At 67.3% G+C, this 18,160-nt stretch carries 15 protein-coding genes; 7 read left to right on the top strand and 8 right to left on the bottom strand.

What is annotated here, in order from left to right:
• Positions 1–7: 7 nt before the first annotated feature.
• Positions 8–1,171: a CaiB/BaiF CoA transferase family protein gene (locus G6N32_RS01360; protein WP_115317685.1), complete on the bottom strand. Its 1,164-nt coding sequence runs from the start codon at positions 1,169–1,171 to the stop codon at positions 8–10.
• An 87-nt stretch (positions 1,172–1,258) separates the two neighbouring features.
• Between G6N32_RS01360 and G6N32_RS01355 the strand changes: the two genes are divergently transcribed.
• Genes G6N32_RS01355 through G6N32_RS01335 form a run of 5 tightly spaced genes read left to right on the top strand, consistent with a single transcriptional unit; the run spans position 1,259 to position 6,002 of the window.
• Positions 1,259–2,302 (top strand): phosphotransferase family protein, encoded by a 1,044-nt coding sequence (locus G6N32_RS01355; protein ID WP_115317686.1) that lies wholly within the window; start codon positions 1,259–1,261, stop codon positions 2,300–2,302.
• A complete protein-coding gene (locus G6N32_RS01350) occupies positions 2,303–3,088 on the top strand; it encodes an SDR family NAD(P)-dependent oxidoreductase (protein ID WP_115317687.1) in 786 nt (261 codons plus the stop codon). It abuts the gene before it with no gap.
• A 12-nt stretch (positions 3,089–3,100) separates the two neighbouring features.
• Positions 3,101–4,408, top strand: a complete 1,308-nt coding sequence (locus G6N32_RS01345; protein ID WP_115317688.1) for an acyl-CoA dehydrogenase family protein — start codon at positions 3,101–3,103, stop codon at positions 4,406–4,408.
• Positions 4,405–5,028, top strand: coding sequence for a TetR/AcrR family transcriptional regulator (locus tag G6N32_RS01340; RefSeq protein ID WP_115317689.1), 624 nt, complete (start codon positions 4,405–4,407; stop codon positions 5,026–5,028). Before G6N32_RS01345 ends, G6N32_RS01340 begins: the two co-directional genes overlap by 4 nt.
• Complete coding sequence (locus tag G6N32_RS01335) at positions 5,028–6,002, top strand: NADPH:quinone oxidoreductase family protein (RefSeq protein ID WP_115317690.1); 975 nt, start codon at positions 5,028–5,030, stop codon at positions 6,000–6,002. Before G6N32_RS01340 ends, G6N32_RS01335 begins: the two co-directional genes overlap by 1 nt.
• Before the next feature lie 5 nt (positions 6,003–6,007).
• On the opposite strand, the gene G6N32_RS01330 is transcribed toward G6N32_RS01335, so the two are convergent.
• The 7 genes from G6N32_RS01330 to G6N32_RS01300 all read right to left on the bottom strand — a co-directional run bounded on the left by G6N32_RS01330 (position 6,008) and on the right by G6N32_RS01300 (position 17,142).
• Entirely contained in the window at positions 6,008–7,885 is a 1,878-nt protein-coding gene (locus G6N32_RS01330; protein WP_115317691.1) for an alkyl/aryl-sulfatase, read from the bottom strand.
• A gap of 28 nt (positions 7,886–7,913) precedes the next feature.
• On the bottom strand, positions 7,914–9,902 hold the full coding sequence (locus G6N32_RS01325) for an alkaline phosphatase family protein (RefSeq protein WP_115317692.1): 1,989 nt from the start codon (positions 9,900–9,902) through the stop codon (positions 7,914–7,916).
• Between the two features lie 72 nt (positions 9,903–9,974).
• Positions 9,975–11,879: a glycosyltransferase family 39 protein gene (locus G6N32_RS01320; protein WP_115317693.1), complete on the bottom strand. Its 1,905-nt coding sequence runs from the start codon at positions 11,877–11,879 to the stop codon at positions 9,975–9,977.
• Positions 11,879–13,120 carry a bifunctional glycosyltransferase family 2/GtrA family protein gene (locus G6N32_RS01315; protein WP_115317694.1) on the bottom strand — a complete coding sequence of 414 codons (1,242 nt, stop codon included), beginning with the start codon at positions 13,118–13,120 and terminating at the stop codon, positions 11,879–11,881. Before G6N32_RS01315 ends, G6N32_RS01320 begins: the two co-directional genes overlap by 1 nt.
• A gap of 44 nt (positions 13,121–13,164) precedes the next feature.
• A complete protein-coding gene (locus tag G6N32_RS01310; protein WP_115317695.1) occupies positions 13,165–14,961 on the bottom strand; it encodes an ArnT family glycosyltransferase in 1,797 nt (598 codons plus the stop codon).
• Positions 14,958–16,460 (bottom strand): sensor histidine kinase, encoded by a 1,503-nt coding sequence (locus G6N32_RS01305; RefSeq protein WP_115317696.1) that lies wholly within the window; start codon positions 16,458–16,460, stop codon positions 14,958–14,960. Before G6N32_RS01305 ends, G6N32_RS01310 begins: the two co-directional genes overlap by 4 nt.
• Positions 16,438–17,142, bottom strand: coding sequence for a response regulator transcription factor (locus G6N32_RS01300; protein ID WP_170310615.1), 705 nt, complete (start codon positions 17,140–17,142; stop codon positions 16,438–16,440). Before G6N32_RS01300 ends, G6N32_RS01305 begins: the two co-directional genes overlap by 23 nt.
• A gap of 160 nt (positions 17,143–17,302) precedes the next feature.
• Here G6N32_RS01300 and G6N32_RS01295 point away from each other — a divergent pair, with 160 nt between their 5' ends.
• Together G6N32_RS01295 and G6N32_RS01290 are read left to right on the top strand one after the other, a co-directional pair.
• Entirely contained in the window at positions 17,303–17,773 is a 471-nt protein-coding gene (locus G6N32_RS01295; protein ID WP_115317698.1) for a DUF4249 domain-containing protein, read from the top strand.
• Positions 17,774–17,780: 7 nt separating this feature from the next.
• Positions 17,781–18,158, top strand: coding sequence for a DUF1622 domain-containing protein (locus G6N32_RS01290; RefSeq protein WP_115317699.1), 378 nt, complete (start codon positions 17,781–17,783; stop codon positions 18,156–18,158).
• Positions 18,159–18,160: the final 2 nt, after the last annotated feature.

Here is an 18,160-nt window from a genome sequence, read left to right as displayed (position 1 = left end):
ACGATTTTCAACGATATCCCGCACGTTCGGCGAGCTCGGCGAGGACCTCGTCGGTGTGCTCGCCGAGCTTCGGGGCGGCTGAGCGCGGCGCCCACGGGGTGCCGTGGAAGTCGGCCGGTGTGGCGATCATCGGGCCGCCGTCGGGCACGTCGACCAGGCCGCCCGCGGCGTGGAACTGCTCGTCGGCGAGGACGTCCTCCATCGAGTTCACCGGCGACCAGAACAGGTCGGGCTCGGCGTCGAACGCTGAAGCCCATTCGGCGAGCGTCTTCGTCGCGAAGATCTCGTCAAGCGTCGCGATCAGCTCACGGGAATGGATCGCGCGGTCCCGGGCGGTGGCAAACCGGTTGTCGGTCAACCACTCCGGGCGCCCGACCGCACGGCACAGCGACGGCCAGTGCCGATCTGCCTCAAGTCCGACGATCCAGAGTCGCCGCCCGTCGGCCGCAAGGTAGTTGTTCATGCATGGGTTGAACATCGTCTCGCGCTGACCGATCGCGATCGGATTTCCGGTCAGCAGGAAGGTGTTGAGGTCGAAGCTGACGGTGTAGGCGCCCTGGCGGTAGAGCGAGGTCGTCACCAGTTGCCCTTCGCCGGTGCGGGCGCGGGCGACCAGTGCGGCGTTGATCGCCGCGGCCAGCGTCATACCGGTCATGTGATCGCCCATGCCGCCCCGCTGGAACGGTGGGCTGTCGCCGGGACGGGTGAGCAGATCGGCGACCCCGGAGCGGGCCCAGAACGCGGCGACGTCGTAGGCCGGGCGGTTGGCCTCGGGCCCGGTCTCGCCGTACCCGGTGATCAGACCATAGATCAGACCCGGGTTGAGGGCGGCCACCGACGGATAGTCCAGATCGAGCCGCTCGAGCGCGTCGGGCCGGACGTTGGTGAGGAAAACGTCTGCCGCCGCGAGCAATTGGCGCGCGGTCGCCAGTCCACCGTCGGTGGTCAGATCGAGCACGATGCTGCGCTTGGACCGGTTGTCCATCTCGAACGGCGGGTTGCTGCCGTCGTCGAGGCCGAGCATCCGGCCGAACATCCGGCCCGGGTCACCGGTCGGCGGTTCGATCTTGACGACGTCGGCACCCCAGTCGGCCAGGATCCCTCCGGCGGCCGGCCCGGCGACCCACACCCCGAGCTCGACAACCTTGATGCCTTCCAGCGGTCCGGCCATCGCCGCCCCTTTCGCTATCCGTTGGCCAAAGGCTAGTGGCTGCGCAGGCGGAGAATGCTATTCTCCAAACGGAGATTGAGGAGTTCCATGACGAGAACGCACAACCCCGCGGAGCTCGACACCGCGACGCTCGGCCGATGGCTCGACACCCAGGACGCTCCCGGTCACGGCGAGGAGCCCGTCGCCGAGGTCCTCAAGGGCGGCTCGCAGAACATGCTGTACCGGATCAACCGGGGTGGTGAGGGCATGGTGTTGCGGATGCCCGGACCACGCGCCGACGAGCGCCGCCTCGGTGAGCTGCTTCGCGAAATCCGTCTGGAACGGGCGTTGAAGGGCACCGATGTGCCGCACGCCGAGCTGGTGGCCGCCGACGAGAGTGGGGAGGTGCTCGGCAAGCCGTTCTATCTCATGAAGGAAGTCGACGGCTGGAGCCCGATGGAGAGCGGCTGGGAGGCGCCGTTCGACGCCGACCTCGACGCCCGCCGCGACCTGGCATTCCAGCTGATCGAGGGTGCGGCGAAGCTCGGCCGGGTGGATTGGAAAGCCCAAGGCCTGGCGGGCTTCGGCAAACCCGACGGGTTCCACGACCGACAGGTGGATCGCTGGCTGGCGTTCCTCGCCGCGTTCCAGGTGCGCGAACTGCCCGGGCTGGATGCGGCATCGCAGTGGTTGCGCGACAACCGGCCGGCGCACTACACCCCCGGGATCATGCACGGGGACTACCAGTTCGCGAACGTCATGTACGCACACGGGACACCCGGGCGGCTGGCCGCGATCGTGGACTGGGAGATGACCACGATCGGCGACCCGCTGCTGGACGTGGCATGGGCGCTGCTCGGCTACGACGGCGAGGATCCCAAGGACACCGGCTTCTACCTTCCGATGGACGGTATGCCCACCCGCAGTGAGCTGTTGGCGCACTATGAGAAGGTCAGCGGGTTGTCTACCGAGAACATCCACTACTACCTGGTGCTGGCCAACTGGAAGCTGGGCATCGTGCTGGAGAAGACCTACGCCGCCGCCGTCAACGGTGGCACGGCAGATCCGAAAGTGGTCGAGGCCTTCGGCGCGATGGTGCCCGATCTGATCGCCACCGCGGCCCGGTTGGCGCAATCCGGTGAGGAGGCCTGAATGGGCTACGCAGACGCTCTTTTCGATCTGACCGGGCGCGTAGTGCTGGTCACCGGCGGTAGCCGCGGCCTTGGCCGCGAGATGGCGATGGCGGCTGCGCGCTGCGGCGCGGACGTGGTGATAGCCAGCCGCAAGTTCGACACCTGTGTGGCGACCGCCAAGGAGATCGAGGCCGAAACAGGCTGTACCGCAATGCCCTACGGCGTGCACGTCGGGCGATGGGATGAGCTCGACGGGTTGGTCACCGCGGTCTACGACCGGTTCGGCAAGCTTGATGTGCTGGTGAACAACGCCGGTATGTCGCCGACCTACGACAAGCTCTCCGATGTCAGCGAGAAACTGTTCGACGCGGTGATGAACCTGAATCTGAAAGGGCCGTTCCGCCTTTCGGCACTGGTGGGTGAACGCATGGTCGACGACGGCGGCGGTGTGATCATCAACGTCAGCACCCACGGCTCGCTGCGGCCGCATCCGTCGTTCATCCCGTACGCGGCATCCAAGGCCGGACTGAACGCGATGACCGAAGGTCTCGCGGCGGCGTTCGGGCCGACGGTGCGGGTCAACACGCTGATGCCAGGACCGTTCCTCACCGATATCAGCAAGGCGTGGGGCCTAGGGCTCGGCCCGACAGACGGACCCAGCGGTCCCGAAAATCCGTTCAGGGCGCACGCCCTGCAGCGGGCCGGCGAGCCGCCCGAAATCATCGGCGCCGCACTGTTCTTGATGTCGGATGCCTCCAGCTTCACCACCGGCTCGATCCTTCGGGTCGACGGCGGAATCCCGTAAAGGAGTACGACGATGGCGTGGGACTTTTCCACCGAGCCGGAATTCGAGGAGAAGCTCGAGTGGATCCGGAATTTCGTGCGCGACGAGATCGAACCGCTCGAAGTGATCTTCCCGAGTTGCGAGTTCCTGCCGCTCGACGACGAGCGCCGCAGGATCGTCGACCCGCTCAAGCAGAAGGTCCGCGACCAGGGTCTGTGGGCACCGCACCTCGGGCCTGAGCTGGGCGGCCAGGGCTTCGGGGCCGTCAAGCTCACGCTGATCAACGAAATCCTGGGCCGCGCCACGTGGTCGTCGATCATCTTCGGCACCCAGGCACCCGATACCGGTAACGCCGAGATCCTCGCCCGCTTCGGCACCGAGGAACAGAAGCAGCGGTACCTGACCGGGTTGCTGTCCGGGGAGATCTTCTCGACATTCTCGATGACCGAACCGCAGGGCGGGTCTGATCCGCGGGTGTTCACCACCCGCGCGGTGCGCGACGGTACCGAGTGGATTATCAACGGCCGCAAGTATTGGTCGTCGAACGCCTCGGTGGCGTCGTTCTTCATCGTGGTCGCAATCACCGATCCGGACGTGCCGGTCCACACCGGTGCTTCCACATTCCTGGTTCCCGCCGACACCCCCGGCGTCCACATCGAGGCGACGCACCACCTGGTCGGCTCGCACTCCCATGACCCTGGGCACTCACTGGTGCACTACGACAACGTCCGGGTCCCCGCGTCGGCGATGCTCGGCGAGGAGGGCCACGGCTTCGGCGTCGCCCAGTCCCGGCTGGCCGGCGGGCGCCTGCACCATGCGATGCGCTCGATCGGGGTGGCCCAGCGAGCGATCGACGCGATGGCCCGCCGGGCGAAAAGCCGCTTCACACAGGGAAGTCTGCTGGCTGACAAGCAGTTGATCCAGGAGATGGTCGCCGACTCGTTCGTCGAGCTGACCCAGTTCCGGCTGATGGTGTTGCACGCCGCATGGCTGGTCGACACCGCCGGTGAGCGGGCCGCACGGGAGGAGATCGCGGCCTGCAAGATCGCAACCGCCAGTGTGCTGAAGTCCATCGGCCTGCGTGCCATCCAGGTGCACGGCGGCCTGGGGCTGACCGACCAGATGCCGTTGACCAGTGTGCTCATGGGCGGCATCACGCTGGGGCTGGCCGACGGCCCCACCGAGGCGCACAAGGTCAACCTGGCCCGCCAAATTCTCAAGGGTTACGAGGCGGAGGATCCGGTCTGGCCCAGTGAGTTCCTGCCCAACCGGATCGAGCGGGCCCGGCAGAAGTACGGCCATTTGGTCGATCGCATTCCCGCGCTTCCTGTTTCGCCGTGACCAGCAGAGCCGCGGCCGCCGTGGTGCGAGCCCTCGACGACCGGCAACGCGAGGCCACCGAGGACGTGGAGCGCATCCTGGCTGCCGCGCTGCGGGTATTGCAGCGGGTCTCCCCCGACGCACCACGGGTCAGCGACATCGTCGCCGAGGCCGGCGTCTCCAACAAGGCGTTCTACCGCTACTTCGCCGGCAAGGACGATCTGATGTTGGCGGTCATGGAACGCGGTGCGGCAATGGTGGTTTCGTACCTGGAGCACCAGATGGCCAAGGAATCCACCCCGAAGGGCAAGATCACCCGATGGATCAGCGGGGCGCTGGCGCAGGTCGCCGATCCGGAGCTGATCGGAATGAGCCGCGCCCTGGTGGTGCAGATGTCCGACTCGGACAAGCGCCGCCTCGGCGAGGAGGAGATCTTGGCAGCCATGCGCGAGCTGCTGGTCGAGCCGATTCGCCAGCTCGGCAGTAGCGATGCCCAGCGTGATGCCGACGCGGTGTTCGTGTGTACCGTCGGCACGATGCGCCGCTACGTGAACTCCACCGACCAACCGGGTCGCAAGGACATCAACCACCTCGTCGGGTTCTGCCTGCGAGGCCTCGGCCTGCCGGAAGCGACGAGCTGATGCGCGCCGTCGTCTGCCGCGAGTACGGCGCCCCGGAGGATCTGGTCACCGACGAACTGCCGGACCCCACACCGGGTCCCGGCCAGGTGGTGGTCAAGGTGCATGCCGCCGCGGTCAACTATCCCGACGTGCTGCTGATAGCAGGCAAGTACCAGATCAAGGTGCCGCCGCCGTTCAGCCCGGGCAGTGAGCTGGCCGGTGAGGTGCTGGCCGTCGGCGATGGCGTCGACTTCCGGCCGGGCGATCGGGTGTCGGCCACCACGTTCGTCGGCGGGTTCGCCGAGCAGGCGCTGGTCGATGCGCGGGGTCTGACCCGCGTTCCGGACGGTGTCGACTTTGCCGATGCCGCCGCATTCGGGGTCACCAACCGAACGGCCTACTACACCCTGCGTACCGTCGCTCCTGTCCAGCCGGGCGACTGGGTGGTTGTCCTCGGCGCCGGTGGTGGTGTTGGCCTGGCCGCCGTCGACATCGCGGTTCTGATGGGCGCCAAAGTCATTGCGGCGGCATCGGGCGCCGAGAAGCTCGAGGTATGCCGCCGCCGCGGCGCGACGGAGGTCATCGACTATGACCGGGAGGACCTCAAGAGCCGGCTCAAGGAGATCACCGGCGAGGCCGGCACCCGCGTGGTCCTCGACCCGGTCGGTGGTAAATATTCCGAGCCCGCCCTGCGTAGTCTCGGCCGCGGCGGAAAGTTCGTGACGCTGGGCTATGCGGCCGGCGAGATCCCCCGGATTCCGTTGAACCTGGTGATGCTCAAGGGAATCACCGTGCAGGGCATGGAGATCCGGACGTTCGCCACCGACTATCCCGATGACATCGCGCGCGACGATGCCGAGCTTGCGCAGTTGTTCGCCGAGGGCAAGCTGCGGCCCTACCTCGGCGCGCGGTTCCCGCTGGAGCAGGCGGCGACCGCGCTGCGTTACGTCGCCGACCGCAAGGCGATCGGAAAGGTCGTCATCGACGTCTGCTGACCGTGCTAGGGCGTGATGATGTTGAAGCTCGGGTCCGGCTGATCCAGCGCACCGAGAAACTTCTGCAGGGCTTCCGCCTCACCGGTGGTCTCCAGGCCCGGTGAGGTGAAATCGCCTGCCGCGGCGGCCAATAGCCGTAACTTGGTGGCCAGCCGGATGGTGGCGGTCGCTGTCGACTCGTCCGCCGGGCACTGCCGGTAGACCAGCACACCATTACGTAGGGTGAGCCGGTAGTTGGCGTCGAGGTCGGCGAACGTGACATCGAGCGCGATGTCCAGATCCCACGACCGCGGCCCGTTGACGCTGATCGCCAGCACGTCGAACATCTGCTCCGGGGTCAGCTGGGCAAGCAACGTCGTCGGCGATACCTGGGTGGGTGTGCCGAAGTTCCCGTCGCGCAGCTCGGTGGCACCGGACAGGAAGAAGTTGCGCCACGTCGCACACTCGGCGCCGTACGCCAGCTGCTCGAGTGTGTCGGCGTAGAGCTCCCTGGCCCCCGCATGCTGCTCATCGGTGAAGATGACGTGATCCAGTAGCGTTGCCGCCCAACGATAGTCACCGGATTCTGCGGCCGCCCGGGCCAGCTCGACCACTCGGTCGGCGCCACCCATCGCCTCGACGTAGCGCGGCCCGATCGCCTCGGGCGGATGAGCCCACAACCGCGCGGGGTTGCCGTCGAACCAGCCCATGTACCGCTGGTAGACAGCTTTGACGTTGTGGCTGACCGACCCGTAGTAGCCGTGCGCATGCCACGCCTTGTGCAGCGCGGGCGGCATCTGGAAGCCCTCGGCGATCTCGATGCCGGTGTAGCCCTGGTTGAGCTGACGCAGCGTCTGGTCGTGCAGATATGCGTAGAGATCGCGTTGCAGGGAGAGGAATTCGACGATGTTGTCCTGACCCCAGGTCGGCCAATGATGCGAGGCGAACACCACGTCGGTGCGGTCGGCGAACGTCTCGATGGCCTCGGTCAGGTACCCCGACCACCCGTGCGGGTCGCGCACCAGCGCCCCGCGCAACGTCAACAGGTTGTGCAGGTTGTGCGTGGCGTTCTCGGCCATGCACAGAGCGCGGAACTTCGGAAAGTAGAAGTGCATCTCGGCGGGCGCCTCGGTGCCCGGTGCCATCTGGAATTCGATCTCGACGCCGTCGATGGTGTGCTTCTCACCGGTAGTGGTGATGTCGATGGTCGGCACGATGATCGCGACCTCGCCCGTCGACGGGGTCTGCCCCAACCCGCAGCCGACCTGCCCTTGCGGGCCGCGGCCGAGGACGGCGCCGTACATGTAACCGGCACGACGGGCCATCGCGGTGCCGGCGTAGACGTTCTCCTGGACGGCGTGCTCGGTGAACCCCTCCGGGGCCAGCACTGCGACCTTGCCCGCGTCGACGTCGGCCTGGGTGGTCACCCCGAGGACACCGCCGAAGTGGTCGACGTGGGAGTGGGTGTAAATGACCGCGACAACCGGACGGTCGCCACGGTGCGCCCGGTAGAGCGCGAGAGCGGCCGCAGCGGTTTCGGTGGAGACCAGCGGATCGATCACCACGATGCCGGTGTCGCCCTCGATGAAGCTGATGTTGGACAGGTCCAGTCCGCGGACCTGGTAGATACCCTCGACCACCTCGTAGAGGCCCTGCTTGGCAGCCAGGATGGACTGCCGCCACAGGCTCGGGTGCACCGATGTCGGCGCATCCCCGTCGAGGAATCCGTACGCGTCGTTGTCCCACACCACCCGCCCGTCGGCGGCCTTGACCACGCACGGGGTCAGGGCGGCGATGAAGCCGCGGTCGGCGGCGTCGAAGTCCGCGGTGTCCTCGAACGGCAGGGACTCCAGGTGCTCGGCATGGGCGGCCTCGATGACGGCGGACGGCGGCTTGGGTGTCATACCGCAATCCTCGCCTAGGACGACGTCGTCAGGTCCAGAATCCGTTGAGAGGTTGGGCATACTTGTCGTTGTTGGTCATCGGCGGCAACCCGAGCGCGTCCTCGATGGTGCGCAGCGTGCTGTAGTGGTCGTAATGATCGGTGACGACGAAGGCGCCGCCCTTCATACCGCCCGCACTCACCGCCATCGGCGAGGGGATCACCACCGTGACGACGTGGTTGCCCTCGTTGCCGAAGCCCAGCGTGATGTTGTTGTTGTCCTCGTCGAACGTCACGATCAGCACCGACTTGGTGGTATTCCAGACGTCGGAATTCATGATCGTCGGGACGTTGTCCGCCAGGAACTGGTCGAGCGCGGGGACGTTGTACTGGTGACGCGGATCGATCTGCGAGAACGCGAAGTGCGCGACACCCGCCAGCGAGTCGACCGGGCCTTCGCCGTTGGAATCCTCGTCGGCGGCGAACCACACGAAATCCGGTGTGGTGGCGTCTGATTGGAGGTCGATGGCCATTTGCGTCAGCGGGAACATGTGCGCAGCGGCGTAGGCCTGGTTGTCGCCGATGCCGGCGAAGGCCGGCCACGGGGTCTGGTCCGTCGAATAGTTCGCGGTCGACTGCAACGGCTGCCCCGGTGTCATGCCTTGGGCGTAGGCCGCCCACGTCTTGCCGTGGGTGTCCAGGTTGACGGCGAGATTGTTGGGATCGGTGATGCAGACCGATTTGCAGTTGTAGGTCTTGCCGTACACCTGGCCGCCGACGATGGCGTAGTAGTTCGGCAGGCTGGGATGAGTCACCGCGTAATAGTTGTTGGCGAGGCCGTAGCCGTTGATCAAGCTGTTGAGGAACGGTGCGTTGGGGCTTCCGACGATGTCGTTGTAGCCCTTGTTCTCCATGTAGACCAGGAACACGTGGTCGAGCGGCTGGACATCGGACACCGGCGGCGTGGGCGCGGGCGGTGCGGGTTGGGCGGTGCCGATGCTGAAGGACAGGTTGTCGGCGTACGCGTTGTTGTAGCGGGCGGTGAAACCGATCACCACCGGATTCAGGTCGTGCATGGTCAAGGTGACGACGGCGCTGCGCGTGCCCACCGGGACGGTACCGATGGAGGTGCGCTGCCGGAATCCGGTCTGCCCCCAGCGATCCAGGTTGGAGACCGGCCCGATCGTCGAGCTTCCGAGGTAGAGCTGGTTCTGGTCCAGGAAAGTGACCTTCACACTGGCGAAGGACGGATCCAGTAGGTAGCCGCCCAGGTAGCCGTTCAGATTGAAAGGGACTGTGCCGCTGTCGATCTCAGCACTGGATGCACTGAGGTCCACGGTCTGGGAGAGCTTGGACGTGGCCACGTCTCCGCCACCGAAGAACTGGGCGCCCCCACCGGGGGGTGCCGCGTTGACGCCCGGGAACGAGACGATGGCGGGAAGATTCGGCCATGCGAAGCTCAGGCCCACCGGCCACGCGTTGCGGAGTTCGCCGTACTGAACCACAGTCGGGGTGCCTGTTGCCGTCCAGCCCGGCACGCTGACGGTGCTGTTGCCGTACCCGGCCGGATCACCGAGCTCGGCACCCGGATTCGTCAGCAGGTTGGGCCCGGTGGCCGGTACCGCGGTGGTCGTGACCGCGCCCTGCTTCCCGATGCCCGTGATACGACGCAATTCGTCGCCCGCATATGCCAGCATCGACGAGATCGTCGCCGGTGTTGGCGGCCTGCCATCGCCGACCAGAGAATGCACTGCGACGGCGATCGAGTGCACTGTCGGCGCGTGCATCACCGGAGCCGAAAGGTGCGCGGGCTTGGCCACTTTGGCCGACGACGGGCCGGCGGCCAAACTGGGCGTCACCCGGTGCGTCTTGCCCACTGCCGCGGGTTTCGGTTTGGCCGCCGATGCCGTGGCCCCCGAGGCAGTCGAGGTGTTCGACGGCTGGGCATTCGCCACAGGCGGGGTGCTCGCCAACCAGGAACCGATCCCGAGGGCTACCGCGAGCGCCCCGACCCTGCCGATATGTGCTGCGTTACCCATGACCCGTACTCCCGCCAGCCGATACGACAGATGGTACGAAGTACGGGCCGTCCGCGGACGGTAATTGACGGGTTAGTTCGGCGCGGTCAGGTCGTAGACCTCGGTCCCGCCCACATCCTGTGCGGTGAAGTGCTGCTTCACCCACTGGGTGATCTGGGTACCCGCACCCGAGTCGCCGCCGGGTCCGTGATGGCCACCGCCGGGTCCCTCCCCTGCGATGAAGTAGTGGACCTGCCCTGCGGCCACGTAGGACTTGAATTGCTCCAGTGTCGGCGAGTTGTCGCCACCGCCGAAACCACCGATCGACATGATCGATGTGCCGGTGGCCAGCTCCAGCGGGCTGGTGCCCATGGACCCGACAGTCGCTGCGGCCCAACGATTGTCGGCCGCAGTGAGCATGGCCTTCAGTTCGGTGTTATCCGACGCCTGCTGGCCGCGAGGACCACCTGGGCCGCCGAAGCCCATACCTCCGCCGGAGCGAACCGGTCCCGATGTCGGAATCCCCCCGCTGTGGCTGTTCGCCACGGTCTCGACGGTGTAGGCCGCTGTGGCACCGAGGCCGAAGAGCAGGCCCGCCGCCGCCAGTGCGACCGTCCAGCGCCCGAGGCGATGTCCGCCCGCCACGAGCACGGCGGTGACCACGATCGAGCCGGCCAACACCACCCAGCGCAGCCAGGGAAGCCACTCGGGTGTGCGGTCGAGAAGGACGAAGTTCCACACTCCGGTGGTCACCAACATTGCTCCGAGCGCCACCCGTGGTAACACAAACTGCTTGCCGCGCCACAGTTCTCGCACACCGATGCCGATCACTGCGCCGATCGCCGGCGCCAAAGCGATTGTGTAGTAGGGATGCATGATCCCCTTCATGAAGCTGAACACCACGACTGTGACCACCAGCCAGCCGCCCCACAGCAACAGCGAGGCGCGGGTTCGGTCGGTGCGGGGCGCGCGCCTGGTGAACCACAGGCCGGCCACCAAGGCGATCAGCGCGGCAGGCAACAGCCAGGAGATCTCGGTGCCCATCGACTCCCCGAACATCCTGGTGATGCCGGTGGACCCACCGAACATCCCGCCACCGGGACCGCCACCCCCGCCGGCGCCCCCGCCGGAGTTGCCGCCCGGATTCCCGTCGCCGCCGAACACCCGTCCCAGGCCGTTGTAACCCAGCGCAAGCTGCAGCAGGCTGTTGTCGGTGGATCCGCCGATGTAGGGCCGAGAATCACTGGGCCACAGGCTGACCAGAGCCAGGTACCACCCGGCGGAGACCACCATCGCGAGCAGACCGACGCCAAGATGACGCAGCCGCAGCCACACACTGCCCGGGACCGCGACCAACACCACCAGGGCGAATGCCGGGGTGACCAGCAGGGCCTGCAGAAGCTTGGCCAGGAATGCGAATCCGATGGCCACACCGGCCAGGGCGATCCACCGGGTCGGGTTGGCCTCCAGTGCACGGATCAGGCAGTAGGCGGCCACCACCATCAGCAGAACGAGAAGTGCGTCGGGGTTGTTGAAGCGGAACATCAACGCCGCCACGGGCGTCAGCGCCAGGACCGCACCAGCCAGCAGACCGGCACCGTATCCACTGACCCGGCGTACCGTGCTGTAGACCAGCGCCACGGAAGCCACGCCCATCAAGGCCTGTGGCACCAGCATCGACAGTGTGCCGAATCCAAAGATCCGCCCGGACAATGCCATCACCCACAGCGATGCCGGTGGCTTGTCCACCGTGATCGCGTTACCCGCGTCGAGCGACCCGAACAGCAGGGCCTTCCAGCTCTGGGTGCCGGCCTGCACAGCGGCCGCGTAGTAGTCGTTGGCCCACCCGGCGGCGCCCAGCCCCCACAGGTAGAGCACGGCGGTGACGGCCAACAGCAGCCCCAGCGCCGGGCGCACCCAACGCGGCCGCAGCGGGTGCGGCTGTTCGTGGGGGTGAATGTCCGTCGGCTTTTCTGTGAACTCGGCGAGCACAGTCATCACTTTCCTCCAACAGTCTGGCCGGTGCGGCGGGGATGGAAGACCCAGCCGCGCAACAGCACGAAGCGAACGACGGTGGCCATCAGGTTGGCCGCGATCAGCACCAGGAGTTCCACGGCGCGGTGCGGTTCGCCCATCGTGTGCAGCAGCGCCAGCGCTCCGCTGGTCAGACCCAGCCCGATGGCGAAGACCACCAGGCCCTCGAACTGGTGGCGTGCCACCCCGCCTCGGCCGCGGACCCCGAAGGTGAACCGCCGATTGGCCGCGGTATTGACTATCGCGGTCACCAGCAGCGCCACCAGGTTGGCACCCTGAGCGCCGATCGGGCGTAGCAGCAGGAACAACAGCAGATAGGCCAGTGTCGATCCGATGCCGATCGCTGCGAATCGCACGCCTTGGGTCAACAGCGATTTGGGCGCGCCGGCCTGGTTGCCGAACTGGGCGCCGATTGCTTTGACCGGGATCTGTCCGGTGCCGAATCCTTTGAGCAAGCGTGCGATTCCCTTCAGGTCGGCGACCGCGGTGGCCACGATGTCGACCCGGCTGTCGGGATCGTCGATCCAGTCCACCGGGACCTCGTGGATGCGGAGCCCGCTGCGCTCGGCCAGCACCAGCAGTTCGGTATCGAAGAACCAGCCGGTGTCCTCGACGTAGGGCAGCAGCTCGGCCGCGACATCCGCGCGGATCGCCTTGAAACCGCATTGGGCATCACTGAACTTGGCGGCGAGCGTCGAACGCAGGATGAGGTTGTAGCAGCGCGAGATGACCTCCCGCTTGGCACCCCGCACGACACGGGAGCCGCGACCCAGCCGGGTGCCGATGGCCAGATCGGAATGCCCCGACACCAGCGGTGCCACCAGCGGTGCCAGCGCGGCCAGATCGGTCGACAGGTCGACGTCCATGTAGGCCAGGACCGGCGCATCCGAGGTCGACCACACCGCGTGCAACGCCCGCCCCCGGCCCTTCTGCTCCAGCCGCACCATGCGGACCTCGGGCAGTTCGGCAGCCAGACCGGCCGCCACCGCGGGGGTGTCGTCGATGCTGGCGTTGTCGGCGATCGTGATGCGGAACGAGAACGGGAAGTCCTCCCGCAGGTGGCGGTGCAGCCGGTGGATCGAGTTGGCCAGCACGGCCTGCTCGTTGTACACCGGCACGACGACATCGAGCACCGGTACACCGCGGTCGGCGGCGGTCAGTGCGGCATTGCGTCGGCGTGCCACGGGGATGTCGGTGATGGTCATGTATTCATCGTCGGCCGCGGCGGTGAGGGCCCAATTTGTCTTTGCTATGCGGCGGCTGTGAATCCCCGCGACAGGTCGTAGACGGTGACACCGTCGACCTCGCGGGACGTGAAATTCGCGCTCACCCAACGCTGGATCTGCTCGGCGGCGTCACTGCCCGACCGGTTGCCGAACATGAATCCGGGCATGTCAGAACGGATGAACCAGTGGATGCGGCGCGCAGTGACGTAGGCCTGGAACTGCTCGAGGGTCGGAGCGGGGTCGGTGCCGTTGAAGCCGCCGACGGCCATCACCGGCAATCCGGTCGCAAGCTGGTATCCGGCGGCGTTGCTCGAACCGACTACTGCTGCCGCCCAAGTGAATTGACCGGCGTCCTGACTCAGTGCGGCCGTCAGCGCCGCGCCCGGTCGAGGTGCGTCGAACATGCCGCCCGGCGGTCCGCCCCGCCCGCTCGACGGGCCCACCGAAGGGATGGCACCGCTGTGCGGAGCGGCGACGGTGGCCAGCGAGAACGCGACCGGTCCGGCCAGCGCGGCGACCACGGCCACCATCCCCACCGCCATGCCGACCCGGCGCGGCAGGCGCACCAGCACCAACAACAGCAGGGCACAGCCGATGGCGGTGACGACCACGGCCATCCGAAGCCAGGGCAGCCACTGCGAATCACGTTGCAGCAGAAGGTAAGCCAGCACACCGGTGATGACAACCATCCCGGACAATGTGGTGGCAGCGCGGATATCGGTGCGATGCCGCCACAGCAGTGCCGTGCCGATCGCCAGGCCGCCGGCAATCGCCGGGGCCAGCGCCACGGTGTAGTACGGGTGCAGGATGCCGTTGGCGAAGCTGAACACCAGCGCGGTGACGACGAGCCAGCCGCTCCACAACAGCAGCGCGGCCCGGGTGACGTCGGTACGGGTTGCGCGGCGGGTGATCACCAGCCCGGCGACGATCGCGATGACCGCGGCGGGCAGCAGCCAGGCGATGTGGGTGCCCATCTCTGCACCGAACAGCCGCGCCCACCCGACATCGGAGTTCATGTTGCCAAGGCCACCGGTTTCCTCTCCGGTGATGCGGCCCAGACCGTTGTAGCCCAGTGCCAGCTCGAGGATCGAATTGTGCTGCGAACCACCGATATACGGCCGCGCCGTGGCAGGCCACAGGGCGACCAGCAGCAGATACCAGCCACCGGACACAGCCAGGGCAGCCACCGCGGCCGCCACGCGCACGAACCGTGTCCGCAGCGGCGCCGCGGCGGCGAACAGATAGACCGCGCCGAGCGCGGGCAACACCAAGAAGGCTTGCATCATCTTGGCCAGGAAGCCGACGCCGACCGCCACTCCCGCCAGCGGCATCCACCACCACGCGGCGCCGTCGTCCACTGCGCGCAGCGTGGCATAAGCGGCCACCACCAGCGAAAGGACCAGCAGCGCATCGGGATTGTTGAACCGGAACATCAGCGCCGCGGCCGGGGTGAGCGCCAACACCGCACCGGCGAAGAGTCCCGCCCACGGTCCGCTGACTCGGCGTACCGCGGCGTACAGCACCGCGACGGCCGCGACGCCGAACAATGCCTGCGGCACCAGGATGCTCCAGGGATTGACCCCGAACACACGCGCCGATAAACCGGTCACCCACAACGCGGCGGGCGTCTTGTCGACGGTGATCGCATTGCCCGCGTCGCTCGACCCGAACAGCCAGGCCGTCCAGTTCTGCGCACCGGCCTGCGCTGCCGCCGAATAGAACGGATTCGCCCAGCCACTGGCTCCCAGGTTCCACATGTACAGCACAGCTGTGACGGCCAGCAGCACCGCGAGAGCACCATAGTGCTTGCTGCGGATCATGATTGGGCCGACCGGGGCAACCGTACCGTGAATTCGGTCAGGCCCGGCACGCTGGACAGCTCGATCACGCCGCCGTGAGCCCGCACCACAGCCGACGCGATCGCCAGGCCGAGTCCGGTGGACCCACCCTTGCGGGATCTCGACGTATCCCCGCGCGCGAATCGCTCGAACACCTCGGACTGCAGCTCCGCCGGGATGCCCGGCCCGTCGTCGACCACCCGCAGCACCGCGGCGTCGGGCTCCGCGTGCAGCGACAACGTGACCGTCGTCCCGGGTGGGGTGTGCGTGCGGGCGTTGGCCAGCAGGTTGGCCACCACCTGGTGCAGTCGGGCGTCGTCGCCGATGACATACAGCGGATCCGACGGCACGTCGAGGTTCCACTCGTGGTCGGGTCCGGCGATGTGGGCGTCGCTGGCGACGTCGGCCGACAGCCGGGACAGGTCGACCGGCTCGCGTTCCAGCGGGCGCCCGGAGTCCAGCCGCGCCAGGAGCAGCAGGTCCTCGACGAGGTGGGTCATGCGTTCGGCTTCGGACTCCACCCGGCCCATCGCGTGTGCCACGTCGTCGGGCACCTGATCCCGTTTGCGTTGTGCCAGTTCGGTATAACCCCGGATGGCGGCCAGGGGGGTGCGTAGCTCATGGCTGGCGTCCGCGACGAACTGACGCACGCGGCTTTCGCTGGCCTGCCGCGTCGACAGCGCGGTCGAGATGTGGTCGAGCATCCGATTCAGCGCCAGCCCCAGCCGGCCCACCTCCGTGTAGGGATTGGCATCGGTGTCCGAGACCCGCACGGGCAGTTCCACCTCGCCACGGTCCAACGGCAGGTTCGCCACCTCGCCCGCGGTGGCCACCACCCGGGTGAGCGGCGCCAGTGCACGACGGTTGATCACGATGCCGACGGTCGTCGCCACGGCCAGCGCCGCCAACGTCACCACCGCGAAGGTCAGGGCCACCTGCAACAGCGTCGCGTTGAGATTGCCCAGGCTCAGCCCGATCACCAGCGTCTCACCGGTCAGCCTGCTGCGAACCGACATCACCCGGTAGTCACCGAGGCTGTCCAGATTGCGCGTCACCGGGCGGCGTTGGTCAGCGTTGCGGGTGAGTTCGGCTGTCGCGCCAGACGGTACCTGCGCGCGCACGCCGCCCGGACCGAGTAGCCCGGCGTCGCTGGCGGTGCCGTTGGTGATCACAGCCGCGACCATCCCGATCGGTTGTCCCGGAGCGTCCAGGAACTGCGGCCCGGGCCCGGGCCGCGGCCACGGTGGCCGGTTGTCGCGCAATGCCGGCGGCAGCGGTGGTGGTAGGGGTTCGCCGTAGATGATGGCCGACCGGTGGGCGGTCTCGCGCAGCTGATTGTCGACCTCGCCGATCAGATACTGGTGCAGCGCAAGGATTGTCACCGCGCCGATACCGAGGCAGACGACCAGCAGCAGACACAGCTGACCGATCAGCAGCCGCGCGCTGAGCGACCGGGTGTTAGCTCGCAGGTTTGAGAACATAGCCCGCGCCGCGCAACGTGTGGATCATCGGGTCGCGGCCGCTGTCGATCTTCTTGCGCAGGTATGAGATGTACAGCTCGACAATGTTGGACCGACCGCCGAAGTCATAGCTCCAAACCCGGTCCAGGATCTGGGCTTTCGACAACACCCGCTTGGGGTTGCGCATCAGGAAGCGAAGCAGTTCGAACTCGGTGGACGTCAGTGAGACCGGTTCACCGCCGCGAGTCACCTCGTGGCTGTCCTCGTCGAGCACCAGATCACCGACGACGATCTGGGCACCGCTGTCCTCGGTGGTCACACCGGTACGACGCAACAGGGCCCGCAGCCGCAACACGACCTCTTCGATGGAGAACGGCTTGGTGACGTAGTCGTCGCCGCCCGCCGTCAGCCCGGCGATGCGATCCTCCAACGCGTCTTTGGCGGTCAACAGCAGCACCGGCAGTTGGGGGTTCTGTTCGCGCAGCTTGCGCAGTACATCCAGGCCGCTCATGTCGGGCAACATGATGTCGAGCACCACGGCGTCCGGCCGCGCGCTGCGGGCCGCGGTGATCGCCGACGCGCCGTCGGCGGCGGTGGCGATGGTCCAGCCCTCGTAGCGCAGCGCCATCGACACCATCTCGGCCAGCACTGTCTCGTCGTCCACGACCAGCACCGTGATCGGGTTTCCGTCGGCTCGGCGCATAACGACACGTTCCGCCGATGAAGAGGTCATGTACTCCAGTATGCGAGCGGCGATGAGTGGTTCCTATGCCGTTCCTATGCCCCCGCTGTGAAACACGATGCACAGACCGGGCTGATCGCGCGCACAGCGGACACACAGCTCGGCTGCCCACCGTGGTGGCATGAGTGTCGAACAGCAGCCTGTGTGGGGTGCGCCCGCGGAGCACCCCAAGACCTGGTCAACCCGCACGACGGCGGCCGCCGTCGGGATCGCCGCCGCACTTGCCGCGGTCGGTGGCGTGGTGGTCTACGCCGCCGCCGGCAACGGTGACGAGCACGCGGGCGGCCCACCCGGATGGGGTGGCGGCGGACCCGGCGGACCCGGCGGGTCGCAGCGGTCGCTGCACGGCGAGAGCGTCGTATCCGACGGCAAAGGCGGATTCAGCACCGAACTGACCCAGACCGGCGACGTCACCGCCGCGTCCGACAGCTCGGTGACGGTGCGCAGCCAGGACGGCTTCAGCCAGACCTATGTGCTGAACACCGACACTCGCAAACCGCCGCAGCCGCTGCAGGCCGGCACACAGGTGTCAATTCGCGCGACCGAACGGGACGGCGCGGCTACAGCGACGATGGTGATGCCCGCCAGATAATTTGGCGGTGAACTTTTTCGAGGTCATCGAGACGGTGGGCAAGGCGATCGACGCGACCGGGGTCGCCGTGATCGCGGTCGGCGCGCTGCTCTCGGCCGCAGGGGTACTGCGCCGGTTGCGGACCGGGGACGCCTACCGGGCGTTCCGCCAGCAGCTCGGCCGATCGATCCTGCTGGGCCTGGAACTTCTGGTCGCCGCCGACATCATCCGGACCGTCGCGGTGACACCGGACGCCCGCAGTGTGGCGGTACTGGCCGGCATCGTGGTGATCCGGACGTTCCTGAGCTTCTCGCTGGAGCTGGAGATCACCGGCTACTGGCCGTGGCAGAAGAACCGCCGGCCGCAGGCCACACCGGACCCTGCCGGGGAGCCAGCCACGACCTGACG

Origin of the sequence: Mycolicibacterium aichiense (genome assembly GCF_010726245.1) — a bacterium.
GTDB classification, from domain to species: domain Bacteria; phylum Actinomycetota; class Actinomycetes; order Mycobacteriales; family Mycobacteriaceae; genus Mycobacterium; species Mycobacterium aichiense.
This window is presented reverse-complemented; position numbering and strand designations above follow the sequence as displayed.